Below are 18,619 nucleotides of genomic sequence, written 5' to 3'. Positions count from 1 at the left end.
TTTCGCAATGTACCTCTCCCACCTGCGCAAACAGTCACTTTGGGTATCTATCCGGATCGCTTTCGGTCGCGTTCGGTTGCACTCCCGCGCACCGTGGGTGACTCTGGTGGAGCATTACTGAGGGTGCAGCACCCGTAACACTCATGTCGGGGAGTCGCAGCCGTGATCAGTCACTCACGCAGGCACTGCGTCGTCGAACTGCAGGCCCTGCCCGCCCGGATCGGACAGATCCGCAGGATCGTCTCGGCGCAACTGCGCCACTGGCAGCTGGATCCACTCATAGACCGGGCTGCGCTCGGCGTGACGGAGCTCCTGAGCAACGTCCACCGCCACGCGCAGCCCGACAAGACCTGTACGGTGGAGATCGAGCTGCGGCTCGGACGGCTCACGGTCTCCGTGTACGACAGCGATCCCCGGCTCCCGGTCCTGCGGACGGCCGCCGCGAGACCCCCCGGCCCGGCAGGCCCGGGCCGCACCGCCCGCCCGGCCGCGACGGAGACGGCGCCGGCCGCCCCGGGCGCACCGCCCGTCCTGGACGTCCCCGGTCCGCTGGACCCGCTGGACGCCCTGGAGACCTGCGGGCGCGGCCTCGCCCTCGTCGACGCGCTCAGCGAGGCGTGGGGCGCCCGGCCGCAGGAGGGCGGCACCGGCAAGGTCGTCTGGTTCTCGCTCCGCGCAGCCCCGGCGGCGCCGGCCCGCCCGCGCCCCTCCCGGGTCCGCGCCAAGCCCGTACGGGAACCCGCCCCGGCCGTCGTCCTCGCCGCGGACACGCGGCACGTGCCGAGCGGCCTGTCGGTGGCCGCCTCGACGCTGATCGGCCCCGGGTAGCGGTCCCGCGCCGCGGCGCCGCGCGAGCGGCGCCGCCGGGCCGGCCCCCGCGGCGCACGGCATCACGGCCTGCGGCGGACAGTGTCAGGCGGCGGTGCCCAGCGTGCCCAGGGGGTCGTCCAGGACCGGCTGCCAGGCAAGTTCGGCCGCGCCGACCAGGCTGTTGTGGTCCAGCGTGCACGGCAGGATCGGCACTCCCCCGCTGCGCCCCCACAGGCTGCGGTCGGCCACGACCGCGCGCAGCCGCTCGGGGTCCGCGTACAGCAGCTCGCGGTGCAGGCCGCCCAGGATGATCCGGTCCGGGTTGAGGATGTTCACCAGGCCCGCGAGACCCAGGCCGAGCCGGTCGATGAGCTCCTCGGCGGCCGTACGCACCGCGGGCTCCCCGTACCCGTCGCGCAGCAGGTCGCGGGCCTGCTGGAGCAGCGACACCTCCGGGCCCGGGGTGCGGCCGGCCGCCGTGAGGAAGGCGAGCGGGTCAGCCTCCACGTCCAGGCAGCCGCGGCCGCCGCAGTGGCAGGCCCGGCCCTCCGGGTTCACGGTGAGGTGGCCGACCTCCAGCGCCAGGCCGGAACTCCCGCTGTGGAGGCGGCCGTCCAGCACCAGTGCCCCGCCCACGCCGCGGTGGCCGGTCGCCACGCACAGCAGGTGCTGGGCGCCGCGGCCCGCGCCGTGCCGGTGCTCGGCGAGCGCGGCGAGGTTGACGTCGTTCCCGGCGAGGGCCGGGCCGTCGATGCCGGCGTCCTTCACGCACTGCTCGAAGATCGCCCGCACCGGGGAGCCCGCCGGCCAGGCCAGGTGGAGCGGGTTCAGCGCCGTCCCGTCCGGCTCGGCGACCGCCGAAGGGACCGCGAGGCCCGCCCCGACGCAGCGCCGGCCGGTCTCCGCCAGCAGCCCGGCGCCCGCCCCGACGACCGCGCCCAGGACCTGCGCGGGGTCCTCCGACACCGTGAGCTTGCCGGGGGCGGTGGCGACGATCCGCCCTCCCAGGCCGACGAGCGCGGCCCGGAAGCCGTCCGGGTGCACCTGCGCGGCCAGCGCGACCGGCCCGTTCTCGTCGATGGCGAGGCGGTGCGAGGGGCGGCCCTGCGCGCCGCCCGCGCCCGGCCGGGAGTCGACCCGGATCAGGCCGAGGGCCTCCAGCTCGGCCGCGACCGCGCCCGCGGTGGCCCGGGTGACGCCGAGTTCGGCGGTCAGGACGGCTCGGGTCGGGGCCCGGCCGGTGTGGACGAGCTCCAGCGCCGGGCCGAGGGCTCCCCGCCCCCGCTCCAGCCTGGTCCGCGCGGATGCCGCGGACCCGCTGCTCGCATCCCCCACCCGCGGCGGGGCGCCGTTGCCGTTCATGACCTCGATCCTCGCATGATCGGCGGAGTGTGCGGACCGCCGCTCATCCGGGCGGCAGGTCGAGCCCGCCCACCCGGAGCGTGATGTTCAGCCGTCCGGTCAGCCCGAGCTCCGGCGGGGCGGTGCCCGGATGGACCTTCGGCACGCCGTGGTAGGCAAGCCGCGCCGGGCCGCCGAAGACGAACAGGTCGCCGCTGCGGAGCAGCACGTCCCGGTACGGCCTCCCCCTGGAGGCGGCGTTGCCGAAGCGGAAGACGCAGGTGTCGCCGAGGCTGAGGGAGACCACGGGCGCCGCGGACCGCTCGTCGGCGTCGCGGTGCATGCCCATGTGGGCGTCCCCGTCGTAGAAGTTGACGAGGGCGATGTCGTACGGGGCCTCGCCGGCCGCCGGGGGCGCGGTGCCGTACGCGGCGCCGACGGCCTCGCGCCCCAGCTCTGCGAGCCAGGCGGGCATCGGCTTGACCGGCGCCCCGTCGCCGTCGACCACGGTACGGGCGTACCCGTAGGGGTACCAGTGCAGGCCGAGGCACACCTGTCGGGCGGTCATCGTCCCGCCGCCCGGGGTGCGGACGGTGCGCAGTCCGGCGGGCGGCCGCGCCCACACCCGGCAGGCGGCGAGCAGGGTGCGCTGGCGCTCGGGGGCGAGCCAGTCCGGCACGTGGACGGCGCCGGGGGCGATCTCGGTCCGCTCGCGCGGGAAGAGTTCCCCGTTCATGCCCCCATTGTCGCGGGGCGGCTGGAAGACTGCCCGTATGAAGATCACCGCATTCGTGGAGACCCTCGACCGCGAGGGCGCCCTGCTCGCCGACCTGGCGGAGCGGGCGGGGACGGACGCCCTCGTTCCGACCTGCCCGGCGTGGCGGATCGGCGACCTGCTGCGGCACACGGGGGCCGTGCACCGCTGGGCCGCCTCGTACGTCGCCGAGGGGGCGGTGGAGCCGGCACCGTTCCCCGCCGCACCGGAGCTGACCGGAGCCGAGCTGCTGGGCTGGTTCCGCGGCGGGCACGCGGCCCTGGTGCGGACGCTGGCGGAGGCGCCGGCCGACGTCGAGTGCTGGACGTTCCTGCCGACGGCGCCGTCCTCGCCGCTGGAGTTCTGGGCGCGCCGGCAGGCCCACGAGACGGCCGTGCACCGGCTGGACGCCGAATCGGCCCTGGGCACGGCCTTCTCCCCGGTGGCGGCGGAGTTCGCCGAGGACGGTGTGGACGAACTGCTGACCGGCTTCCACGCCAGGCCGCGCAGCCGCGTCCGCACCGCGGATCCTCGCGTCCTGCGGGTCCGCGCCGCCGACACCGGCATGGTGTGGACGGTCCACCTCTCGCAGGAGCCGCCGCGCACGGTCCGCGGGGACGAGGGCACCGCCGACTGCGACGTGGTGGGCGAGGCGTCGTGGCTGTACGCGGCCCTGTGGAACCGCCTGCCGCTGACCGGGCCGGGCGTCACGGGCGACGAGTCCCTGGCCCGCCTGTGGACCGAGACGGCCGGCATCTAAGAGGGCCTCCTCCGCGAGGCGCATGGTTGTCGCCGTGCGGAGGGTGCGGGGAGACTGTGCGGATGACCCAACGAACCATGCGGCGCAGCCAGGCCGAACGCGACGCCGTGACCGTCGAGATCGGGTACGCGTTCGTCAGCGCGTGCTTCGCGGCGGCCCTGGTGTTCGGGGCGGTCTTCGGACCCGCCCTGGCCTTCGACCTGTCCGGCGCGGTCGAGCGCGGCCTCGCCGCGGCCGGCGGCACCCTGGCCGCGGCGGTGTTCCTGCTGCGCGTGGCGCACGTACTGTGGCGCTTCGGCCGCCGCCCCGGCAGCGGCCGCACTCCGCACGGCGGGACGTGAATGGAGCGCTCCGGCCCGCGCGGAACACGGCGCCCGGCCCGGTGGTACGGCACCGGGCCCGAGCTGCCGGCCCGCCGCCGGAGGGCGGCGGGCCGACAGCCAGGCGCTGCCAGGTCGTCTCTTTCGGAGCTTGCCGGTCAAGCCCGCGTCGTGCGGTGCCGTGCATCGCAAGGCGGAGGGCCCCGGCGCGGGCCCGGGGGCACCTCCCAGTGGAGCTGGGGGAGCAACATCCGGAAGAGACGACCTACGCGCCCGGCCGGTTCTGGCGGGCGTCCACGAGGGTGAGGGCCCGGCGGGCCAGCGGGTGGCTGCGGACCAGCTCGGCCAGCGTCGTCGAGCCCCGGGTGATCCGGGCGAACGCCCTCCAGGCCGGGGCGAAGCCGGTCATCACCGCGTGCAGCAGCCCCGGCCTGGCCTCGAACGCCGTCAGCATCCGGCGGCCGACGCCCATCTCCACGCCCAGCCCGGACTTGACGGCGAAGGCGTAGTTCAGGGCCTGCCTCCGCGCGTCCACGGCGTCCTGCGCCTCGGCGATCTTCGCCGCCCACTCCCCCGCCAGGCGGCCGGAGCGGAGCGCGAAGGAGATGCCCTCGCGGGTCCACGGCTCCAGCAGCCCCGCCGCGTCGCCCGCGACGAGGACCCTGCCGCGCGACAGCGGCGAATCCGGCTTGCGGCAGCGCGTCAGGTGCCCGGAGGAGACGGCCGGTTCGAAGCCGGACAGACCCAGGCGGGCGACGAAGTCCTCCAGGTACCGCTTGGTGGCGGCCCCGTCGCCCTTCGCCGAGATGACTCCGACCGTCAGGGTGTCGCCCTTGGGGAAGACCCAGCCGTAACTGCCGGGCAGCGGACCCCAGTCGATGAGCACCCGCCCCTTCCAGTCCTCGGCGACCGTGGGCGGGACCGGGATCTCCGCCTCCAGGCCGAGGTCCACCTGCTCCAGCTCGACGCCCACGTGCGCGCCGATCCGGCTGGCGCTGCCGTCCGCACCGACGACCGCCCGCGCGAGGAGGGTCTCGCCGTCCGCGAGGACGACGGCGACCGTGCGCCGGTCCGGGACGGCCGCGCCGTGCTGCTCGACCCGGGCGACCGCCGTGCCCGTGCGCACCGCGGCGCCCGCCTTCTCCGCCTCGGCTACCAGGGCCGCGTCGAACTCGGGCCGGTTGACCATCCCGAACAGTATGCGCTTGGAGCGGCGCGTGCGGGCCAGCCTGCCGTCGAGGGAGAAGGTCACCGCGTGGATCCGGTCCTTCAGCGGCAGCACGAAGCCCGGCGGGAGTGCGTCCCGGGAGGGGCCGATGATGCCGCCGCCGCACGTCTTGTAGCGGGGCAGTTCGGCCTTCTCCAGCAGCAGCACGCGGCACCCCGCGACCGCCGCCGCACGGGCGGCCGAGGCGCCGGCCGGGCCCGCCCCGACCACGACCACGTCCCAGACCTCGCCGGTCCCCCCGGCCACCCCGTCCCCCGCCCCCTCCGCGGCCTGCCCTGCGTTTGCGTCCTGTACGTCGTCGCTGCTCACGATGTGCCGATGCTCCTGATCATGCGTTGCTCCGATGCCGGGGAAATCCTACGGCGCACCTCCCGCCCGTCCTGCTGTGCGAGGATCGGAACGACCTGCGCCTACCCCGGCAGCCGCCCACCAAGCGGGTGCCGGAGGCGTACAAGCAGAACAACGTCGCACCCAAGAGGAGCGTGCCCATGACCCCGAATCCGATCGCAGCGACGGTCGCCTCGCTGATGCCCCGCGCCAAGCGGGAGCTGACCGAGCTGGTGGCCTTCCGGTCGGTGGCGGACTGGGCCCAGTTCCCGCGGAGCGAGAGCGAGGGCGCGGCCAACTGGGTCGCCGAAGCGCTGCGCGCAGAAGGCTTCCGGGACGTGGCCCTGCTCGACACCCCCGACGGGACGCAGTCCGTGTACGGGTACCTGCCCGGCCCGGAGGGCGCCCCGACCGTCCTGTTGTACGCCCACTACGACGTGCAGCCGCCGCTGGACGACGCCGCCTGGGTCTCCCCCGCCTTCGAGCTGACCGAGCGGGACGGCCGCTGGTACGGGCGCGGCGCCGCCGACTGCAAGGGCGGGTTCATCATGCACCTGCTGGCGCTGCGCGCGCTGAAGGCCAACGGCGGCGTCCCCGTGCACGTGAAGGTGATCGTCGAGGGCTCGGAGGAGCAGGGCACCGGCGGCCTCCAGCAGTACGCCGAGGCCCACCCGGAGCTGCTGGCCGCCGACACGATCGTCATAGGCGACGCGGGCAACTTCCGCCTCGGCCTGCCCACGGTGACGGCGACCCTGCGCGGCATGTGCCTGGTGAAGGTGAAGATCGACACACTGGGCGGGAACCTGCACTCCGGCATGTTCGGCGGTGTCGCCCCGGACGCGCTGGCGGCCCTGATCCGGCTGCTGGACTCGCTGCGCGCGGAGGACGGCTCGACCACCGTCGACGGCCTCGCCGCGGACGCGGTGTGGGAGGGCCTGCAGTACCCGGAGGCGGACTTCCGGGCGGATGCGAAGGTCCTGGACGGCGTCGGCCTGATCGGCGAGGGCACGATCGCCGACCGGCTGTGGGCCCGCCCGGCCGTCACCGTCCTCGGCATCGACTGCCCGCCGGTCCTCGGCGCCACGCCGTCGGTGCACGCGAGCGCCGGCGCGCTGATCAGCCTGCGCGTCCCGCCGGGCGTGGACACGGCGGAGGCCATCAAGCTGCTGGAGGCCCACCTCGTGGCGCACACCCCGTGGGGCGCGCGCCTGGAGGTGGAGGTCGTCGGCCAGGGCCAGCCGTTCCAGGCGGACACCTCCAGCCCCGCGTACGCGTCGATGGCGGCGGCCATGGAGATCGCCTACCCCGGCCAGGAGATGCAGGTCAGCGGCATGGGCGGATCGATTCCGCTGTGCAACACGCTGACGTCGCTGTACCCGGACGCGGAGATGCTGCTGATCGGGCTGAGCGAGCCGGAGGCGCAGATCCACGCGGTGAACGAGAGCGTCTCCCCGGAGGAGCTGGAGCGGCTGTCGGTCGCCGAGGCGCACTTCCTCGTCAATTACGCGGCGTCCAAGCGGGCCTGACGCGCGCACGGCCCTTGCGGGCCCGGTGTGCCGGCGCCGGCGCACCGGGCCCGGCTGGGCGGAGGGTCCGGCTCCGCGAGGTGCGCTGCGGGCGGGGTGCGCTGCGGGCGAACTCCGCTGCCGGTGAAAGGCGTTCCGGTCGGCGGGCGGGCCGCCCTACGGTCGGGCCCATGGACCTCGTCGAGATACTTCCCGGGCGGCTGCACATGCTCCGCTTCCCGATCGGGCAGGCGTACCTGTGGCAGGACGCCGACGGCTCGCTGACCCTCGTGGACGCCGGCCACGCCGGCCGCGCCGCGGAGGTGGAAGGGGCCCTGCGCCTCCTCGGGCACGATCCGGAGCGGCTGGAGCGGATCGTACTGACCCACTGCCACCGCGACCACGTCGGCGCGGCGGAGGAGCTCGCCGGGCGCTGGGGCGCCCGGGTGGCGGCACACCGCCTGGACGCGCCGGTGATCCGGGGTGAACGGCCCGTCCCGGAGCCGGTGCTGCTCGACTGGGAGGTGCCGCTGTACCGGCACGGGCTGACGGTGCCCGAAGCGCCGCCGACCCGGATCGACCGGGAGGTGGAGGACGGGGACGTGCTCCCCTTCGGCGGCGGCGCGGTCGTGGTGCACGCCCCCGGCCACACCCCCGGCAGCATCGGCATCCACCTGCCGGAGCACGGCGTGCTGTTCACGGGCGACTGCGTCGCCGCGGTGGGGCAGGTGATGCTCGGCGTGTTCAACACCGACCGCGGGCAGGCGCAGGCCTCCTTCCGGCGCCTGGCCGCGCTGGAACCGGCCGTGGCCTGTTTCGGGCACGGCGACCCCCTGACCGGGAACACCGCGGCCGCCCTCCTGGCCGCGGCGGCCGCGGAACCCGTCCTGCCCTGAGGCCCGCCCCCGGCCGCCGGGGTCTGTCCGGCGGATCACGGCCGGGCGGATCACGGCCGGGCGGGCCGCGGCGTCCGGTGCGGTGCACCGCGAGGCGCCGGATGAGCGGAGCCCGGGTGGGGTGCTTCGGCAAGGCGGCGAGGCGCCGTGCCGGATGCCGCGGACGCGGCCCCGTCACCCGTCCTACGGCGTGGGGCGGCCCGCCTCCAGGTACAGCGGGCGGCCGCGCTCGCGGGCCCGCAGCGCCCAGCGCAGCCGCTCGTAGCGGACCGGCGGCAGGAGTTCCGCCGCCTCCTCCTCCGTCACGAACCTCCAGGCCCGCAGCTCCGGCCCCGGCAGCCGCAGCCGGGCCGCCTCCGCTGCGCCGAGCCGGCCGCCGTCGAACAGCAGCCGCAGGCCGCCGTACGCGGGGGGCGCCGGCGGCTCCCAGTCCACGACGAGCAGCCCCGGCATCCCTGCGAGTTCGACGCCGAGCTCCTCCGCCACCTCGCGGACGCCCGCGCACGCGGGCGCCTCGCCCGGCTCCACCACTCCCCCCGGGAACTCCCAGCCGGCCTTGTACGTCGGATCCACCAGCAGGACCCGGTCCTCGTCGTCGAAGAGGAGCACCCCCGAGGCGACCGTCTCCCGCGTCGGCTCCGGCGTCTGGACGATGTCGCAGACGCCGGCCGCCTCGGTGCGGACGGCCTCGGCTATCAGCTCGGCCGTCTCGCGCACGCTGAGCGCGCCGTTGTCGACGACGTGGGCGTCGTCCTTGAGCCAGGTGAGCGCCTGCTGGTAGGCGGGGATGTGGTCGTACGCCCACTGCCGCACCCGGACGTCGACCACGGCCGGGTCCCCCGGCTCCTCCCGGGTGGCGATCCGCCGGCGCAGGATCGTTTCCTCCGGGGCCAGGAGCACGTGCCGCACCGTGATCCGGCGGGCCGCCAGCCCGCCGAAGATCTCGTCCCGGTACTCCTGGCGCAGCAGCGTCATCGGGACGACGAGCACCCCGCCCGCCTCGGCGAGGAGCGCCGCCGCGGTCTCCACGACCAGGCGCCGCCAGCCGGGCAGGTCCTGGTAGTCCGCCACCTCCGCACGGCGTTCGGGCGGCAGGAGGCCGAGCAGCCCCTCCCCGACGCGCTCCGGGTCGAACAGGGTGCTGCCCGGCAGCATGCCGGCCAGTTCGCGGGCCGTGCTGGTCTTCCCGGCGCCGAATGTGCCGTTGATCCAGACAATCACGTCTACCCCTTTTCCCCTTGGCTCGTCCGGAGCCCCCAGTGGCCTGCCCGCACCACCCTGCCACGGAAACCCGCGGGCACCGGCAGGCTTGTCCCCGGGACCGCGGCGCGCACCGCCCGCGGCCCGCCGAACCGTCAGACGACGGCAGCCCGCGGAGGATTGCGTCCCGTGCCGCGGGCCCGCCGCCCGTCCGCACCCCGCCACGTCCTTCACCCCGCCATGCCGATCTCATCCGTCGCGCTCGCGCGCCGCTGCGTGCCGCCGAGCTGGGCCGCGACCCGTTCAGGCCGTTGCGGCGGGACTGGGAGCGTGTCAAGGACGACGTCATGCGCCGTGCCGTGGCGGCCAAGTTCCGGGCACATGCCGACATCCGAGGCATCCTGCTGTTGACCGTGGACGAGGAGATCGCCGAGGACACCGCCACCGACCACCACTGGGGCCGCGGCAGGACCGGGACCGGTGAGAACATGCTCGGCCGGATCCCGATGCGCACCCGGAACCAGCTCCGCGCCGAAGGTCGCGATCAATCCGGGTAGCGGCCGGCAATCCGGGACGGACGGGGCGGTCATCCTGCAGCGGCGCCGGGCGCCTGCGGATGCGGGCGCGCTCGCGGCGCTGGGCGGCGAGTACGGCGGTATGGCGGGCGTTGGCGTTGCGCTGACGCAGGTGGGCGTGCAGCGACCGGGGCGGGCGCGGCGACGGCGTTCGTGACCGGCCGACGGGCCGGATCGACGCAGACGCCGTCCACTCCGACAACCGCGCCGGCGCGCGGGTGCGTCTCCCACCTGATCGCGGCCGGGTACCGCCGCACCGGGTTCACCGGCGACCGGCCTCGCATCCACACCACCGTGGAGCGGCCGGCCGGCAACCGGGAGGCCATGGCCGCCGCCGGGCTGCCGGTGGACTCCTCGCGGTGCCGCTCGGCCCGACCGCCCGCCGGAGGACGACCGTGGACCGCCTCTTCCTGCGCCTCCCGGGGGCCGCGCTCCCACCCCGCATCGAACTGCCGACCCGGCTCGTCCCGCGGCTCGGGGGAGACCCCCGCGCACGCCTGACCGCCCGCGGGCCCGGCCGGGCGCGCGGGCGCTCGGCGCCGTCAGGCGGTGGCCGTCAGGGTGGCCGAGCGGCGGGGGATCGCGTAGGCGTCGAGCTCGGCGCGGGTCAGGCCGGTGAGAGCGGTGACCTCCTCCGCGCCGACCGCGCCGCAGTCCAGGCCGCGGACCAGGTACCCGGCCAGGGCCTTGGCGGTGGCGGGCTCGTCCATCACGTCGCCCTCGACCCGGGCCACGTACGCCTTCAGGCGGGCGGCTGCCGCTTCCAGGCCCTCGCGGTAGAAGGTGAAGACGGCGGCGTAGCGCGTCGGGAGGTGGCCAGGGTGCATGTCCCAGCCCTGGTAGTAGGCGCGGGCCAGAGCGCGGCGGGTCAGCCCGTAGTGCAGCCTCCACGCCTCGTGGACCTTCTCGGTCGTGCCGACGGGCAGGACGTTCGTCGAGCCGTCGGAGACGCGTACGCCGGTGCCGGCGGCGGCGACCTGCATGACGGCCTTGGCGTGGTCGGCGGCCGGGTGGTCGCTGGCCTGGTAGGCGGCCGAGACGCCGACGCAGGCGCTGTAGTCGAAGGTGCCGTAGTGCAGGCCGGTGGCGCGCCCCTTGGCGGCTTCGATCATGCGGGCGACGGTGGCGGTGCCGTCGGAGGCCAGGATGGACTGGCTGGTCTCGATCTGGATCTCGAAGCCGATGCGGCCCGGGCGCAGGCCGCGGGCGGACTCGAAGGCCTCCAGCAGCTTGACGAAGGCGGAGACCTGCTCGGCGTAGGTGACCTTGGGGAGGGTGAGGACGAGTCCGTCCGGGAGGCCGCCGTGGTCCAGGAGGCCCGACAGGAAGACGTCGGTCGTACGGATGCCGCGGTCGCGGACGTTGGCCTCCATGCACTTCATGCGGATGCCCATGCAGGGGGCGTTGGTGCCGTTGGAGAAGGCCTGGGAGACGAGGCGGGCGGCGCGGGCGGCGGCCTGGTCCTCCTCCTCGTCGGAGCGGACGCCGAAGCCGTCCTCGAAGTCGACGCGCAGGTCCTCGATCGGCTCGCGCTGCAGCTTGGCGCGGACGCGCTCGTGGACGGGACCGGCGAGCTCGTCGGGGATGCCGAGCACCTTGGCGAAGGTGGCGGCGTCCGGCGCGTGCTCGTCGAGGGCGGCGAGCGCCTGGTCGCCCCAGGAGCGGATGGTGTCCGCGCCGAACGCGTCGCCGGGCACGTAGACGGTGTGGACGGGCTGGCGGGTGCCGGGGTCACCCGGGTAGTGGCGGGCGAGCTCCGCGTCCACCGGGGCGAGGGAGGCGCTGATGCCCTCGCTGACCGCGCCGGCGAGGCTCGTCGCCACCTTCTCCTGCTGACCCATCACACACTCTCCTCTTTCCGCTACACGGAAGCTCAGATCCGCATAGCAGAATTTAGTCACGAGGTTCCGCTCCGTCAATGGTCGCTCCGGGCTCCCCCGGACACGACTCGGGGCCGTGCGGTGACGATCACCACACGGCCCCGGACGGAAGACCGGCGCAGGTCAGCCCTTGCGCGCCTTGATCTCCTCGGTGAGCTGCGGGACGACCTCGAAGAGGTCGCCGACGACGCCGTAGTCCACGAGCTCGAAGATCGGAGCCTCGGCGTCCTTGTTGACGGCGACGATCGTCTTCGAGGTCTGCATGCCGGCGCGGTGCTGGATCGCACCGGAGATGCCGGCGGCGACGTACAGCTGCGGGGAGACCGACTTGCCGGTCTGGCCGACCTGGTTGGTGTGCGGGTACCAGCCGGCGTCGACGGCGGCGCGGGAGGCGCCGACGGCGGCACCGAGGGAGTCGGCGAGCGCCTCGATGATCGAGAAGTTCTCGGCGCCGTTGACGCCGCGGCCGCCGGAGACCACGATCGCGGCCTCGGTCAGCTCGGGGCGGCCGGTCGACTCGCGCGGGGTGCGCGAGGTGACCTTGGTGCCGGTGGCCAGGGCGCCGAAGGTGACGGCCAGGGCCTCGACGGCACCGGCGGCCGGGGCGGCCTCGACCGCGGCCGAGTTCGGCTTGACGGTGATGACCGGCGTGCCCTTGGACACCCGGGACTTGGTGGTGAAGGACGCGGCGAACGCGGACTGCGTCGCGACCGGGCCCTCGTCGCCGGCCTCCAGGTCCACGGCGTCCGTGATGATGCCGGAGCCGATGCGGACGGCGAGGCGGGCCGCGATCTCCTTGCCCTCGGCGGAGGACGGGACGAGCACGGCGGCCGGGGAAACGGCCTCGTAGGCGGCCTGGAGCGCGTCCACCTTCGGTACGACGAGGTACTCGGCGAACTCGGGGGCGTCGGCGGTGAGCACCTTGACCGCACCGTGCTCGGCGAGCGCGGCGGCGGTGTTCTCGGCACCGGCACCCAGGGCGACGGCGACGGGCTCGCCGATGCGGCGGGCCAGGGTCAGCAGCTCGAGGGTGGGCTTGCGGACGGCGCCGTCCACGTGGTCGACGTAGACGAGGACTTCAGCCATGGGAATGCTCCTGCGAATGCGAAGTAGTCAGGGGGCGATGTGGAGGGTGCTGGCTGAAGCTCAGATGAACTTCTGGCCGGCCAGGAACTCGGCCAGCTGCTTGCCGCCCTCGCCCTCGTCCTTGACGATCGTGCCGGCCGTGCGGGCCGGACGCTGCGCGGCGGAGTCCACCGCGGTCCAGGCGCCCTCGAGGCCGACCTCGTCCGCCTCGATCTCGAGGTCCGACAGGTCCCAGGACTCGACCGGCTTCTTCTTGGCGGCCATGATGCCCTTGAAGGACGGGTAGCGGGCCTCGCCCGACTGGTCCGTCACGGAGACGACGGCCGGGAGGGAGGCCTCCAGCTGCTCGCTCGCGGAGTCGCCGTCGCGGCGGCCCGTCACGGTGCCGTCCTCGACCTTGACCTCGGAGAGCAGCGTGACCTGCGGAACGCCCAGGCGCTCGGCCAGGATCGCCGGGAGGACGCCCATGGTGCCGTCGGTGGAGGCCATGCCGGTGATGACCAGGTCGTAGCCGGCCTTCTCGACGGCCTTGGCCAGCACCAGCGAGGTGCCCATCACGTCGGTGCCGTGCAGGTCGTCGTCCTCGACGTGGATCGCCTTGTCGGCACCCATGGACAGCGCCTTGCGCAGGGCGTCCTTGGCGTCCTCGGGGCCGACCGTCAGGACGGTGATCTCGGCGTCGTCGGCCTCTTCCGCGATCTGGAGCGCCTGCTCGACCGCGTACTCGTCGAGCTCCGACAGCAGACCGTCGACGTCGTCGCGGTCGACCGTCAGGTCATCGGCGAAGTGCCGGTCGCCGGTGGCGTCGGGCACGTACTTCACACAGACAACGATCCTCAGGCTCACGCCGGCTCTCCTACCGCATCGTCTTGTTTCTGATACCGCCTTGTGCAGGCAGCATAGGCGCCTTTCGAGGGCGGATCCCGGTCGGGGCGGCCCCCGCTCCGAACGGAATGTTACTCGTCAGTACACCGTGGGTCTCCCCATGAGGCAAGGCCGTCGAACTGTGATCTGTCCAACGCCGCCCCAACCATCCCCAGCAGGGACGATTCAGTCACGCAGCGCGTTGAAGCACCCCTGGTGGTACAGCAGGGGCCGGCCCTCGCCCCGCGGGTCCCCGCACACGGCCTCGGCGATGACCACCCGGTGCGCGCCGGCCGGTACGCGGGCCACCACCCGGCACACCAGCCACGCCAGCACCCCGTCGAGCAGGGGTACGCCGTGCGGGCCGGGCGACCAGCCGGTGCCGGGCCCGAAGCGGTCCGCTCCGCTGCGGGCGAACAGGCCTGCCAGCTGCTGCTGGTGCTCGCCGAGTATGTGGACGCCGAGGTGCTCGCTGTCGCGGACGCCGGGCCAGCTGGAGGAGCCGGTGCCGATGGTGAACGACAGCAGCGGGGGGTCGGCGGAGACGGAGTTCAGGGAGGTCGCGGTGAAGCCGACGGGGCGTCCGCCGTCCTGGGCGGTGATCACGGCCACGCCGGCGGCGTGCTGGCGGAAGACCGAGCGCAGCAGCTCGGGCGAGCCGGGCAGGGCGGCGGCGGACGGCGCGGGCTTCGCCGCGGCGCGGGGCGCGGCGGGCCGGTCCGGGGCCGGGGGCGTGGCGGGGTGCGGGAACTGTGCTGCGGTCCGGGTCGTTGGGCCCGTCATGAGGAGGCCTTTCTTCTGCTCTGCCGCAAAGGCGGCCGGCGCGGGCGCGCGGGGTCGTCGTCGGGTGCCGGGGTCGTTCAGTACGCCCGACAGCGCGCGCTCGCGTGGCGGACGAGGTCCACGTGGACCCGCCCGTGGAGCAGGAGTTCGTACCGCATGCGGCCAGCCTGGCGATCTGCCGTGTACACAGTCAAGCCGGGACGGTCAGATGCGAGGCGCGTCACGCTGTGTGCGGGCCCATGCACCGGCGTGGCGCTCACACCGCCTCGCCCAGTGCGGCGATCACGTCGGCCTTGCGCGGCATGCCGGCCGCGCGGCGGACGATCCGCCCGGCGGCGTCCAGGACCAGCACCGTGGGGGTCTTCTCGATGCCCAGGGCCCGGACCAGTCCGAGGTTGCGCTCCGCGTCGACCTCGATGTGGGCGACGCCGTCGACCATCCCGGCGACTTCGGCGAGGATCCGCCGGGTGGCCCGGCAGGGCTGGCAGAAGGCGCTGGAGAACTGCACCAGGCTGGCGCGCTCACCGGGCTCCGCACCGAGTTCGGCCGCGCCGAGCCGGTCCGCGGCCGCCGGCTCCCCGCCGTCCGCGGCGGGTCCGCGCCCTGCCCCGTGCACTTCCGCTCCCGTCACCGTGCCGTCCTCGTCCCCTGCGGGCGCCCGCCGTCGGCGGCGGGCATCCCCTCCCGCATCATTGCAGTACGTCCGTCCGCCCGTACGAGCGCACCCGGGCCCCTGCGCATTCCCCGCGTGACGAGAATCTCGCCGGGGAAGGGCGTCCGGACTGGCCTCGCGCCCGCGGATGCGGCACCATCCCCATGGCCGCGTACCTACGCTGCCGTAACTTCCGGCCGGGAGCATTTCCCCAGGCAGAAAGCGGGGTCTCCCCAGCATGGCTGAGCTCGTCTACCCCCCGGTGATCGGCGCAGCGCACGCGCTGTTCCGCGCCCTCGACATCCGGATCGACATGAAGGGCACCGAGCACATCCCGCGGCAGGGCGGTGCGGTCCTCGTGTCGAACCACATCGGCTACCTGGACTTCGTCTTCGCCGGGCTGACGGCCCGCCCGCAGAAGCGCCTGGTGCGCTTCATGGCGAAGGAGTCGGTGTTCCGGCACAAGGTGTCGGGCCCGCTGATGCGCGCGATGAAGCACATCCCGGTGGACCGCAAGCAGGGCGAGGCGGCCTACCGGCACGCCCTGGACTCGCTGCGCTCCGGCGAGATCATCGGCGTGTTCCCGGAGGCCACGATCTCTCAGTCCTTCACGCTGAAGAGCTTCAAGTCGGGCGCCGCCCGCATGGCACAGGAGGCCGGGGTGCCGCTGATCCCGGTGGCGCTGTGGGGTACCCAGCGGCTGTGGACCAAGGGCCGCCCGCGCGACCTGAAGCGCAGCCACATCCCGGTGACGCTGCGGGTCGGCGAGCCGATCGAGGCCCCGACGGACCACTACGCCGGCGCGATCACCCGGCGGCTGCGGGAGCGTGTGCAGGAGCTGCTGGACTCGGCGCAGCGCGCCTACCCGGCCGCCCCGAAGGACTCCTCGGACTCCTGGTGGCTGCCCGCGCACCTGGGCGGCTCGGCCCCGACCCCGGCCCAGGTCAAGGAGACGGGCTGACCGTCCGCCACCGGGACGGGTGAAACCGGCCCGGGCCCCGGGCCCGGAGCCGGTGCGGCCGGCCCCGGCGGACCAGCGGCGCATGACCGGCTCGGCCACGAGCCCGGCGGTGGGACACAGGGTCCGGCCCGTGGCGCGCGGAGAACTCGGCGCGGGAGGCGGAGCGGCCGAGGTCGGCGAGGACGTGCGCGGTGAGGTCGCAGGCGGCCCCGCCGGCCGGGCATGCGGCGGCTGTCGCGCCGCCCCAGTCGATCGCGGCCCTCGGCGGCGCCTCGAAGAGCGTTTCCGGGCCGGTGTCGGTGAAGCCGCCCCGGCCGACAGCCGCGGCCTCCTCCAGGCCGCCGAAGAGCTCCGACGCCCCGCCACCCTGCGCCCGGTCCGTCGAGGCGGAACTCCGGCCAGTCCGGCAGGACCCGGTGGGGGACGAGGAGGCGCATTCCGGGGAGGCTCGCGTGCCGGAAGGCGCCGTCCACCACCGGCGCGCACCCGGGGGCCGTGCCGGAGGCCCGGGCGACCGCTTCGAGGAGCGCCAGACGCCGGCTGCAGGAGCCGCGGCCCAGGCTCAGCACCTGCGACACGGGCCGCTCGCCCCGGACCGAGTGGACCGGGCGGACGGTGCGGGCGATCCGGTGGTGGGCCGACCCGGGAACGCCACCTGCCCGGCCGGGCCGCCGGGCGCCGCGGCGGCGTCCCTGTAGCGATCCGACGCGCGCCGCCGGACACCGGACGGCCGCCGGCCGCCGCGGCGACGGCGTCGGCCATGGCGGCCGCCCGCGGGTGCTGCCGGTCCGGCACCGGCGCGGGCTCCGTGCCGCCGACGGTCGGGCCCGCCGCCGCGGGCGCCGTGCCGGAGTGCGTGCGCAGCCGGAGGCAGGGCCGCAGGAGGGAACTCGTCACGGTCCGCACCCCGGCAAAGTTTTTGAACGGGCTCAACTCTCCCTGTCCGGGTGGGCGGCGCGCCGCCGGCGGCGGTGGGCGGCGACCCGTTCGCGCGTGGCGCACGCGGCCGAGCAGTGGCGGCGCGCACTGCCGGTACCCGCGCCGAGGAAGAGCCGGCCGCAGCCGGCTGCGGCGCAGGCGCCCCAGGCGATCCGTCCGTGCTCCGTGAGGAGCTGGGCCAGGGCCAGCGCCCCGGAGGCCAGGAACCAGCCGCCCCAGCCCGCGCCCTCTCCCCCGTCGGCGTGCAGGTGCCAGGGGTGTCCGTCGTGCCGGGTGAGCCGCGGCCTCGTGCCGTGCTGTTCGAGCAGCGCGTTGAGGGCCGCGGCCGCCCGGTCCTCGTCCTGCTCCGCGAAGACCTCCGCCATCCGCCCCGCCGCGGCGCGGAGTTCGGCCGCGTCCGCCTCCGTGAACGCCCCCGGCTGCAGGTCGGAGGGGCGCTCACCGTGGCGGGCGAGCAGGGCGGCGAGTGCGGTGCGCGGAAGTCCCGGGTCCGCGCGCACGGCTTCGGTGACGTCGAGCAGCCTGCGGGCCGCCGAGAACCCCTGCGCGGATTCGGCCATGTGCGGATCCTTTCGCCCTACACGCGAATGCCGTAACGTCTTCTTCTGATAACACGTTACATACGGGCGGGGGCTTGGGTGTGCACGGGTTCGGGAGATACCTCGCGGCTGCGGTGGCGGCACGGTTCGCCTCGGAGGGCATGGGCCTGGCCGTGGTGCTGCTGGCCCTGGAGCGCACGGGCAGTACGGCGTACGGGGCGTTCGTACTGACCGCCTGGCTGGCACCGCACGTGCTGGCCGCACCGCTCGCCGGAGCGGCGGCGGAACGGACCCGGCGGCCGAGGCTGCTGCACGCGGGAGCCCTGGCCGGCTTCAGCATCGCCGTGGCGGCCGTCGCCGTCCTGCTGGGGCGGGCGCCCACACCGGCGGTGCTCGCCGTCGCGGCGCTCGGGGGCGCATGCGGGCCGATGGTGACGGGCGGCCTCTCCAGCCTGGTCGCCGGGCTGGTCCCGGCGGGGGCGGCGCGCGATCGCGCATACGCGTGGGACGCCGCCACCTACAACGCGGCGGCCGTCAGCGCCCCGGCGGCCGTCGGCCTGGCCGCGGCGGCGGGTTCGGCGGAGCCGGCCCTGGCCGTTCTCGCCCTGGCGGCGGCAGTGGCCGCGGCGCTCGCGGCGAGCCTCCCCTACGGGGCCGTACCGGTCACGCCGGCCGCTGCGGGGCGCCCGGCCGGCTTGGGGGCGGGGCTGGCCGCGCTGTGGCAGGTGCGGGAGCTGCGGGCGATCACCTCGGCGACGACGCTCGCCTTCGTCGGCCTGGGCTCGCTGACGACCTGCTCGGTGCTGTGGGCGGGCCGACTCGGCAGCCCGGACGCGGGCGGCGTGCTGATGACGGCGTTCGCCGTCGGCGCGCTCGCGGGCTCGCTGACGGCGGGCCGGATCGCGGGGGTGGAGCCGGGACGGCTCGCGCGGTGGGCCATGGCGGGAACGGGAGCGGCGCTGGCGACGGCCGCCTTCGCACCCTCCCTCGCGGTGGGGGCGGTGCTGTTCGCCGTCGCCGGCGTGTGCGACGGGCCCCTGCTGACGGCCACGCTGCGGATCCGTGCGGCGTACGCCCCCGACGGCGTAAGGGCCCAGGTCTTCACCCTGGGTGCGGGCCTGAAGCTGACGGCCGCCTCCCTGGGGGCGGCGCTGGTCGGCTTCGCGGCACAGGCGCCGCCGCAGTGGCTGCTGAGCGGT

At 75.2% G+C, this 18,619-nt stretch carries 18 protein-coding genes and 1 pseudogene; 8 read left to right on the top strand and 11 right to left on the bottom strand.

Annotation, left to right across the window (positions count from 1 at the left end):
• The first annotated feature begins 162 nt into the window (after window positions 1-162).
• Window positions 163-828 carry an ATP-binding protein gene (locus IE170_RS22720; protein WP_189811289.1) on the top strand — a complete coding sequence of 222 codons (666 nt, stop codon included), beginning with the start codon at window positions 163-165 and terminating at the stop codon, window positions 826-828.
• Window positions 829-912: 84 nt separating this feature from the next.
• Here IE170_RS22720 and IE170_RS22715 read toward each other — a convergent pair whose 3' ends face one another.
• Together IE170_RS22715 and IE170_RS22710 are read right to left on the bottom strand one after the other, a co-directional pair.
• On the bottom strand, window positions 913-2,172 hold the full coding sequence (locus tag IE170_RS22715) for an ROK family protein (protein WP_189811288.1): 1,260 nt from the start codon (window positions 2,170-2,172) through the stop codon (window positions 913-915).
• Window positions 2,173-2,215: 43 nt separating this feature from the next.
• Complete coding sequence (locus IE170_RS22710; RefSeq protein ID WP_189811287.1) at window positions 2,216-2,887, bottom strand: alpha-ketoglutarate-dependent dioxygenase AlkB family protein; 672 nt, start codon at window positions 2,885-2,887, stop codon at window positions 2,216-2,218.
• 37 nt (window positions 2,888-2,924) lie between these two features.
• Here IE170_RS22710 and IE170_RS22705 point away from each other — a divergent pair, with 37 nt between their 5' ends.
• The gene (locus IE170_RS22705; protein ID WP_189811286.1) at window positions 2,925-3,665 is read left to right on the top strand and encodes a maleylpyruvate isomerase family mycothiol-dependent enzyme; all 741 of its coding nucleotides are present in this window, start codon (window positions 2,925-2,927) and stop codon (window positions 3,663-3,665) included.
• Window positions 3,666-3,727: 62 nt separating this feature from the next.
• Window positions 3,728-4,006, top strand: a complete 279-nt coding sequence (locus IE170_RS22700; protein WP_189811285.1) for a DUF6332 family protein — start codon at window positions 3,728-3,730, stop codon at window positions 4,004-4,006.
• A 244-nt stretch (window positions 4,007-4,250) separates the two neighbouring features.
• Here the strand turns inward: IE170_RS22700 and IE170_RS22695 are convergent, their stop codons facing one another.
• Window positions 4,251-5,459, bottom strand: a complete 1,209-nt coding sequence (locus tag IE170_RS22695; protein WP_317986291.1) for a geranylgeranyl reductase family protein — start codon at window positions 5,457-5,459, stop codon at window positions 4,251-4,253.
• A 242-nt stretch (window positions 5,460-5,701) separates the two neighbouring features.
• Here IE170_RS22695 and IE170_RS22690 point away from each other — a divergent pair, with 242 nt between their 5' ends.
• Window positions 5,702-7,066 (top strand): dipeptidase, encoded by a 1,365-nt coding sequence (locus IE170_RS22690; RefSeq protein WP_189811284.1) that lies wholly within the window; start codon window positions 5,702-5,704, stop codon window positions 7,064-7,066.
• Window positions 7,067-7,236: 170 nt separating this feature from the next.
• The gene (locus tag IE170_RS22685) at window positions 7,237-7,941 is read left to right on the top strand and encodes an MBL fold metallo-hydrolase (RefSeq protein ID WP_189811283.1); all 705 of its coding nucleotides are present in this window, start codon (window positions 7,237-7,239) and stop codon (window positions 7,939-7,941) included.
• A gap of 183 nt (window positions 7,942-8,124) precedes the next feature.
• Here IE170_RS22685 and IE170_RS22680 read toward each other — a convergent pair whose 3' ends face one another.
• Window positions 8,125-9,162 carry an NUDIX hydrolase gene (locus IE170_RS22680; RefSeq protein WP_189811282.1) on the bottom strand — a complete coding sequence of 346 codons (1,038 nt, stop codon included), beginning with the start codon at window positions 9,160-9,162 and terminating at the stop codon, window positions 8,125-8,127.
• A gap of 38 nt (window positions 9,163-9,200) precedes the next feature.
• On the opposite strand from IE170_RS22680, the gene ybiA reads away from it, so the two are divergent.
• Window positions 9,201-9,698 (top strand): riboflavin biosynthesis intermediates N-glycosidase, encoded by a 498-nt coding sequence (gene ybiA, locus IE170_RS22675; RefSeq protein WP_229885078.1) that lies wholly within the window; start codon window positions 9,201-9,203, stop codon window positions 9,696-9,698.
• A 55-nt stretch (window positions 9,699-9,753) separates the two neighbouring features.
• On the opposite strand, the pseudogene IE170_RS32835 reads toward ybiA, so the two are convergent.
• The 6 genes and pseudogenes from IE170_RS32835 to IE170_RS22650 form a co-directional block, all read right to left on the bottom strand.
• Window positions 9,754-9,846 (bottom strand): annotated as a pseudogene (locus tag IE170_RS32835) (integrase); the annotation flags it as partial.
• A gap of 412 nt (window positions 9,847-10,258) precedes the next feature.
• Window positions 10,259-11,557 carry a DUF6986 family protein gene (locus tag IE170_RS22670; RefSeq protein ID WP_189811281.1) on the bottom strand — a complete coding sequence of 433 codons (1,299 nt, stop codon included), beginning with the start codon at window positions 11,555-11,557 and terminating at the stop codon, window positions 10,259-10,261.
• A gap of 162 nt (window positions 11,558-11,719) precedes the next feature.
• The gene (locus IE170_RS22665; protein WP_189811280.1) at window positions 11,720-12,682 is read right to left on the bottom strand and encodes an electron transfer flavoprotein subunit alpha/FixB family protein; all 963 of its coding nucleotides are present in this window, start codon (window positions 12,680-12,682) and stop codon (window positions 11,720-11,722) included.
• Between the two features lie 60 nt (window positions 12,683-12,742).
• On the bottom strand, window positions 12,743-13,528 hold the full coding sequence (locus IE170_RS22660) for an electron transfer flavoprotein subunit beta/FixA family protein (RefSeq protein ID WP_189811279.1): 786 nt from the start codon (window positions 13,526-13,528) through the stop codon (window positions 12,743-12,745).
• 204 nt (window positions 13,529-13,732) lie between these two features.
• A complete protein-coding gene (locus IE170_RS22655; protein WP_189811278.1) occupies window positions 13,733-14,329 on the bottom strand; it encodes a flavin reductase family protein in 597 nt (198 codons plus the stop codon).
• 256 nt (window positions 14,330-14,585) lie between these two features.
• On the bottom strand, window positions 14,586-14,945 hold the full coding sequence (locus tag IE170_RS22650) for a thioredoxin family protein (RefSeq protein ID WP_189811340.1): 360 nt from the start codon (window positions 14,943-14,945) through the stop codon (window positions 14,586-14,588).
• Between the two features lie 274 nt (window positions 14,946-15,219).
• Between IE170_RS22650 and IE170_RS22645 the strand changes: the two genes are divergently transcribed.
• Window positions 15,220-15,942 carry a lysophospholipid acyltransferase family protein gene (locus IE170_RS22645; protein WP_189811277.1) on the top strand — a complete coding sequence of 241 codons (723 nt, stop codon included), beginning with the start codon at window positions 15,220-15,222 and terminating at the stop codon, window positions 15,940-15,942.
• Between the two features lie 929 nt (window positions 15,943-16,871).
• Here the strand turns inward: IE170_RS22645 and IE170_RS22640 are convergent.
• Window positions 16,872-17,441 carry a CGNR zinc finger domain-containing protein gene (locus IE170_RS22640; RefSeq protein ID WP_189811276.1) on the bottom strand — a complete coding sequence of 190 codons (570 nt, stop codon included), beginning with the start codon at window positions 17,439-17,441 and terminating at the stop codon, window positions 16,872-16,874.
• An 80-nt stretch (window positions 17,442-17,521) separates the two neighbouring features.
• Between IE170_RS22640 and IE170_RS22635 the strand changes: the two genes are divergently transcribed.
• Window positions 17,522-18,619 (top strand): MFS transporter (locus IE170_RS22635; protein ID WP_229885090.1); only part of this gene is annotated, 1,098 nt, incomplete at its 3' end.

Origin of the sequence: Streptomyces toxytricini (genome assembly GCF_014649915.1) — a bacterium.
GTDB lineage: Bacteria > Actinomycetota > Actinomycetes > Streptomycetales > Streptomycetaceae > Streptomyces > Streptomyces toxytricini.
Note: the sequence above shows the minus strand (reverse complement) of the source record. Positions and strands in the feature narration are given on the sequence as shown.

Coding starts and splice junctions, on each gene's coding strand:
- IE170_RS22640 (WP_189811276.1), bottom strand. CDS start 17,441: ATGGCCGAATCCGCGCAGGGGTTCTCGGCGGCCCGCAGGCTGCTCGAC.
- IE170_RS22715 (WP_189811288.1), bottom strand. CDS start 2,172: ATGAACGGCAACGGCGCCCCGCCGCGGGTGGGGGATGCGAGCAGCGGG.
- IE170_RS22670 (WP_189811281.1), bottom strand. CDS start 11,557: ATGGGTCAGCAGGAGAAGGTGGCGACGAGCCTCGCCGGCGCGGTCAGC.
- IE170_RS22655 (WP_189811278.1), bottom strand. CDS start 14,329: ATGACGGGCCCAACGACCCGGACCGCAGCACAGTTCCCGCACCCCGCC.
- IE170_RS22710 (WP_189811287.1), bottom strand. CDS start 2,887: ATGAACGGGGAACTCTTCCCGCGCGAGCGGACCGAGATCGCCCCCGGC.
- IE170_RS22645 (WP_189811277.1), top strand. CDS start 15,220: ATGGCTGAGCTCGTCTACCCCCCGGTGATCGGCGCAGCGCACGCGCTG.
- IE170_RS22665 (WP_189811280.1), bottom strand. CDS start 12,682: ATGGCTGAAGTCCTCGTCTACGTCGACCACGTGGACGGCGCCGTCCGC.
- IE170_RS22685 (WP_189811283.1), top strand. CDS start 7,237: ATGGACCTCGTCGAGATACTTCCCGGGCGGCTGCACATGCTCCGCTTC.
- IE170_RS22705 (WP_189811286.1), top strand. CDS start 2,925: ATGAAGATCACCGCATTCGTGGAGACCCTCGACCGCGAGGGCGCCCTG.
- IE170_RS22700 (WP_189811285.1), top strand. CDS start 3,728: ATGACCCAACGAACCATGCGGCGCAGCCAGGCCGAACGCGACGCCGTG.
- IE170_RS22690 (WP_189811284.1), top strand. CDS start 5,702: ATGACCCCGAATCCGATCGCAGCGACGGTCGCCTCGCTGATGCCCCGC.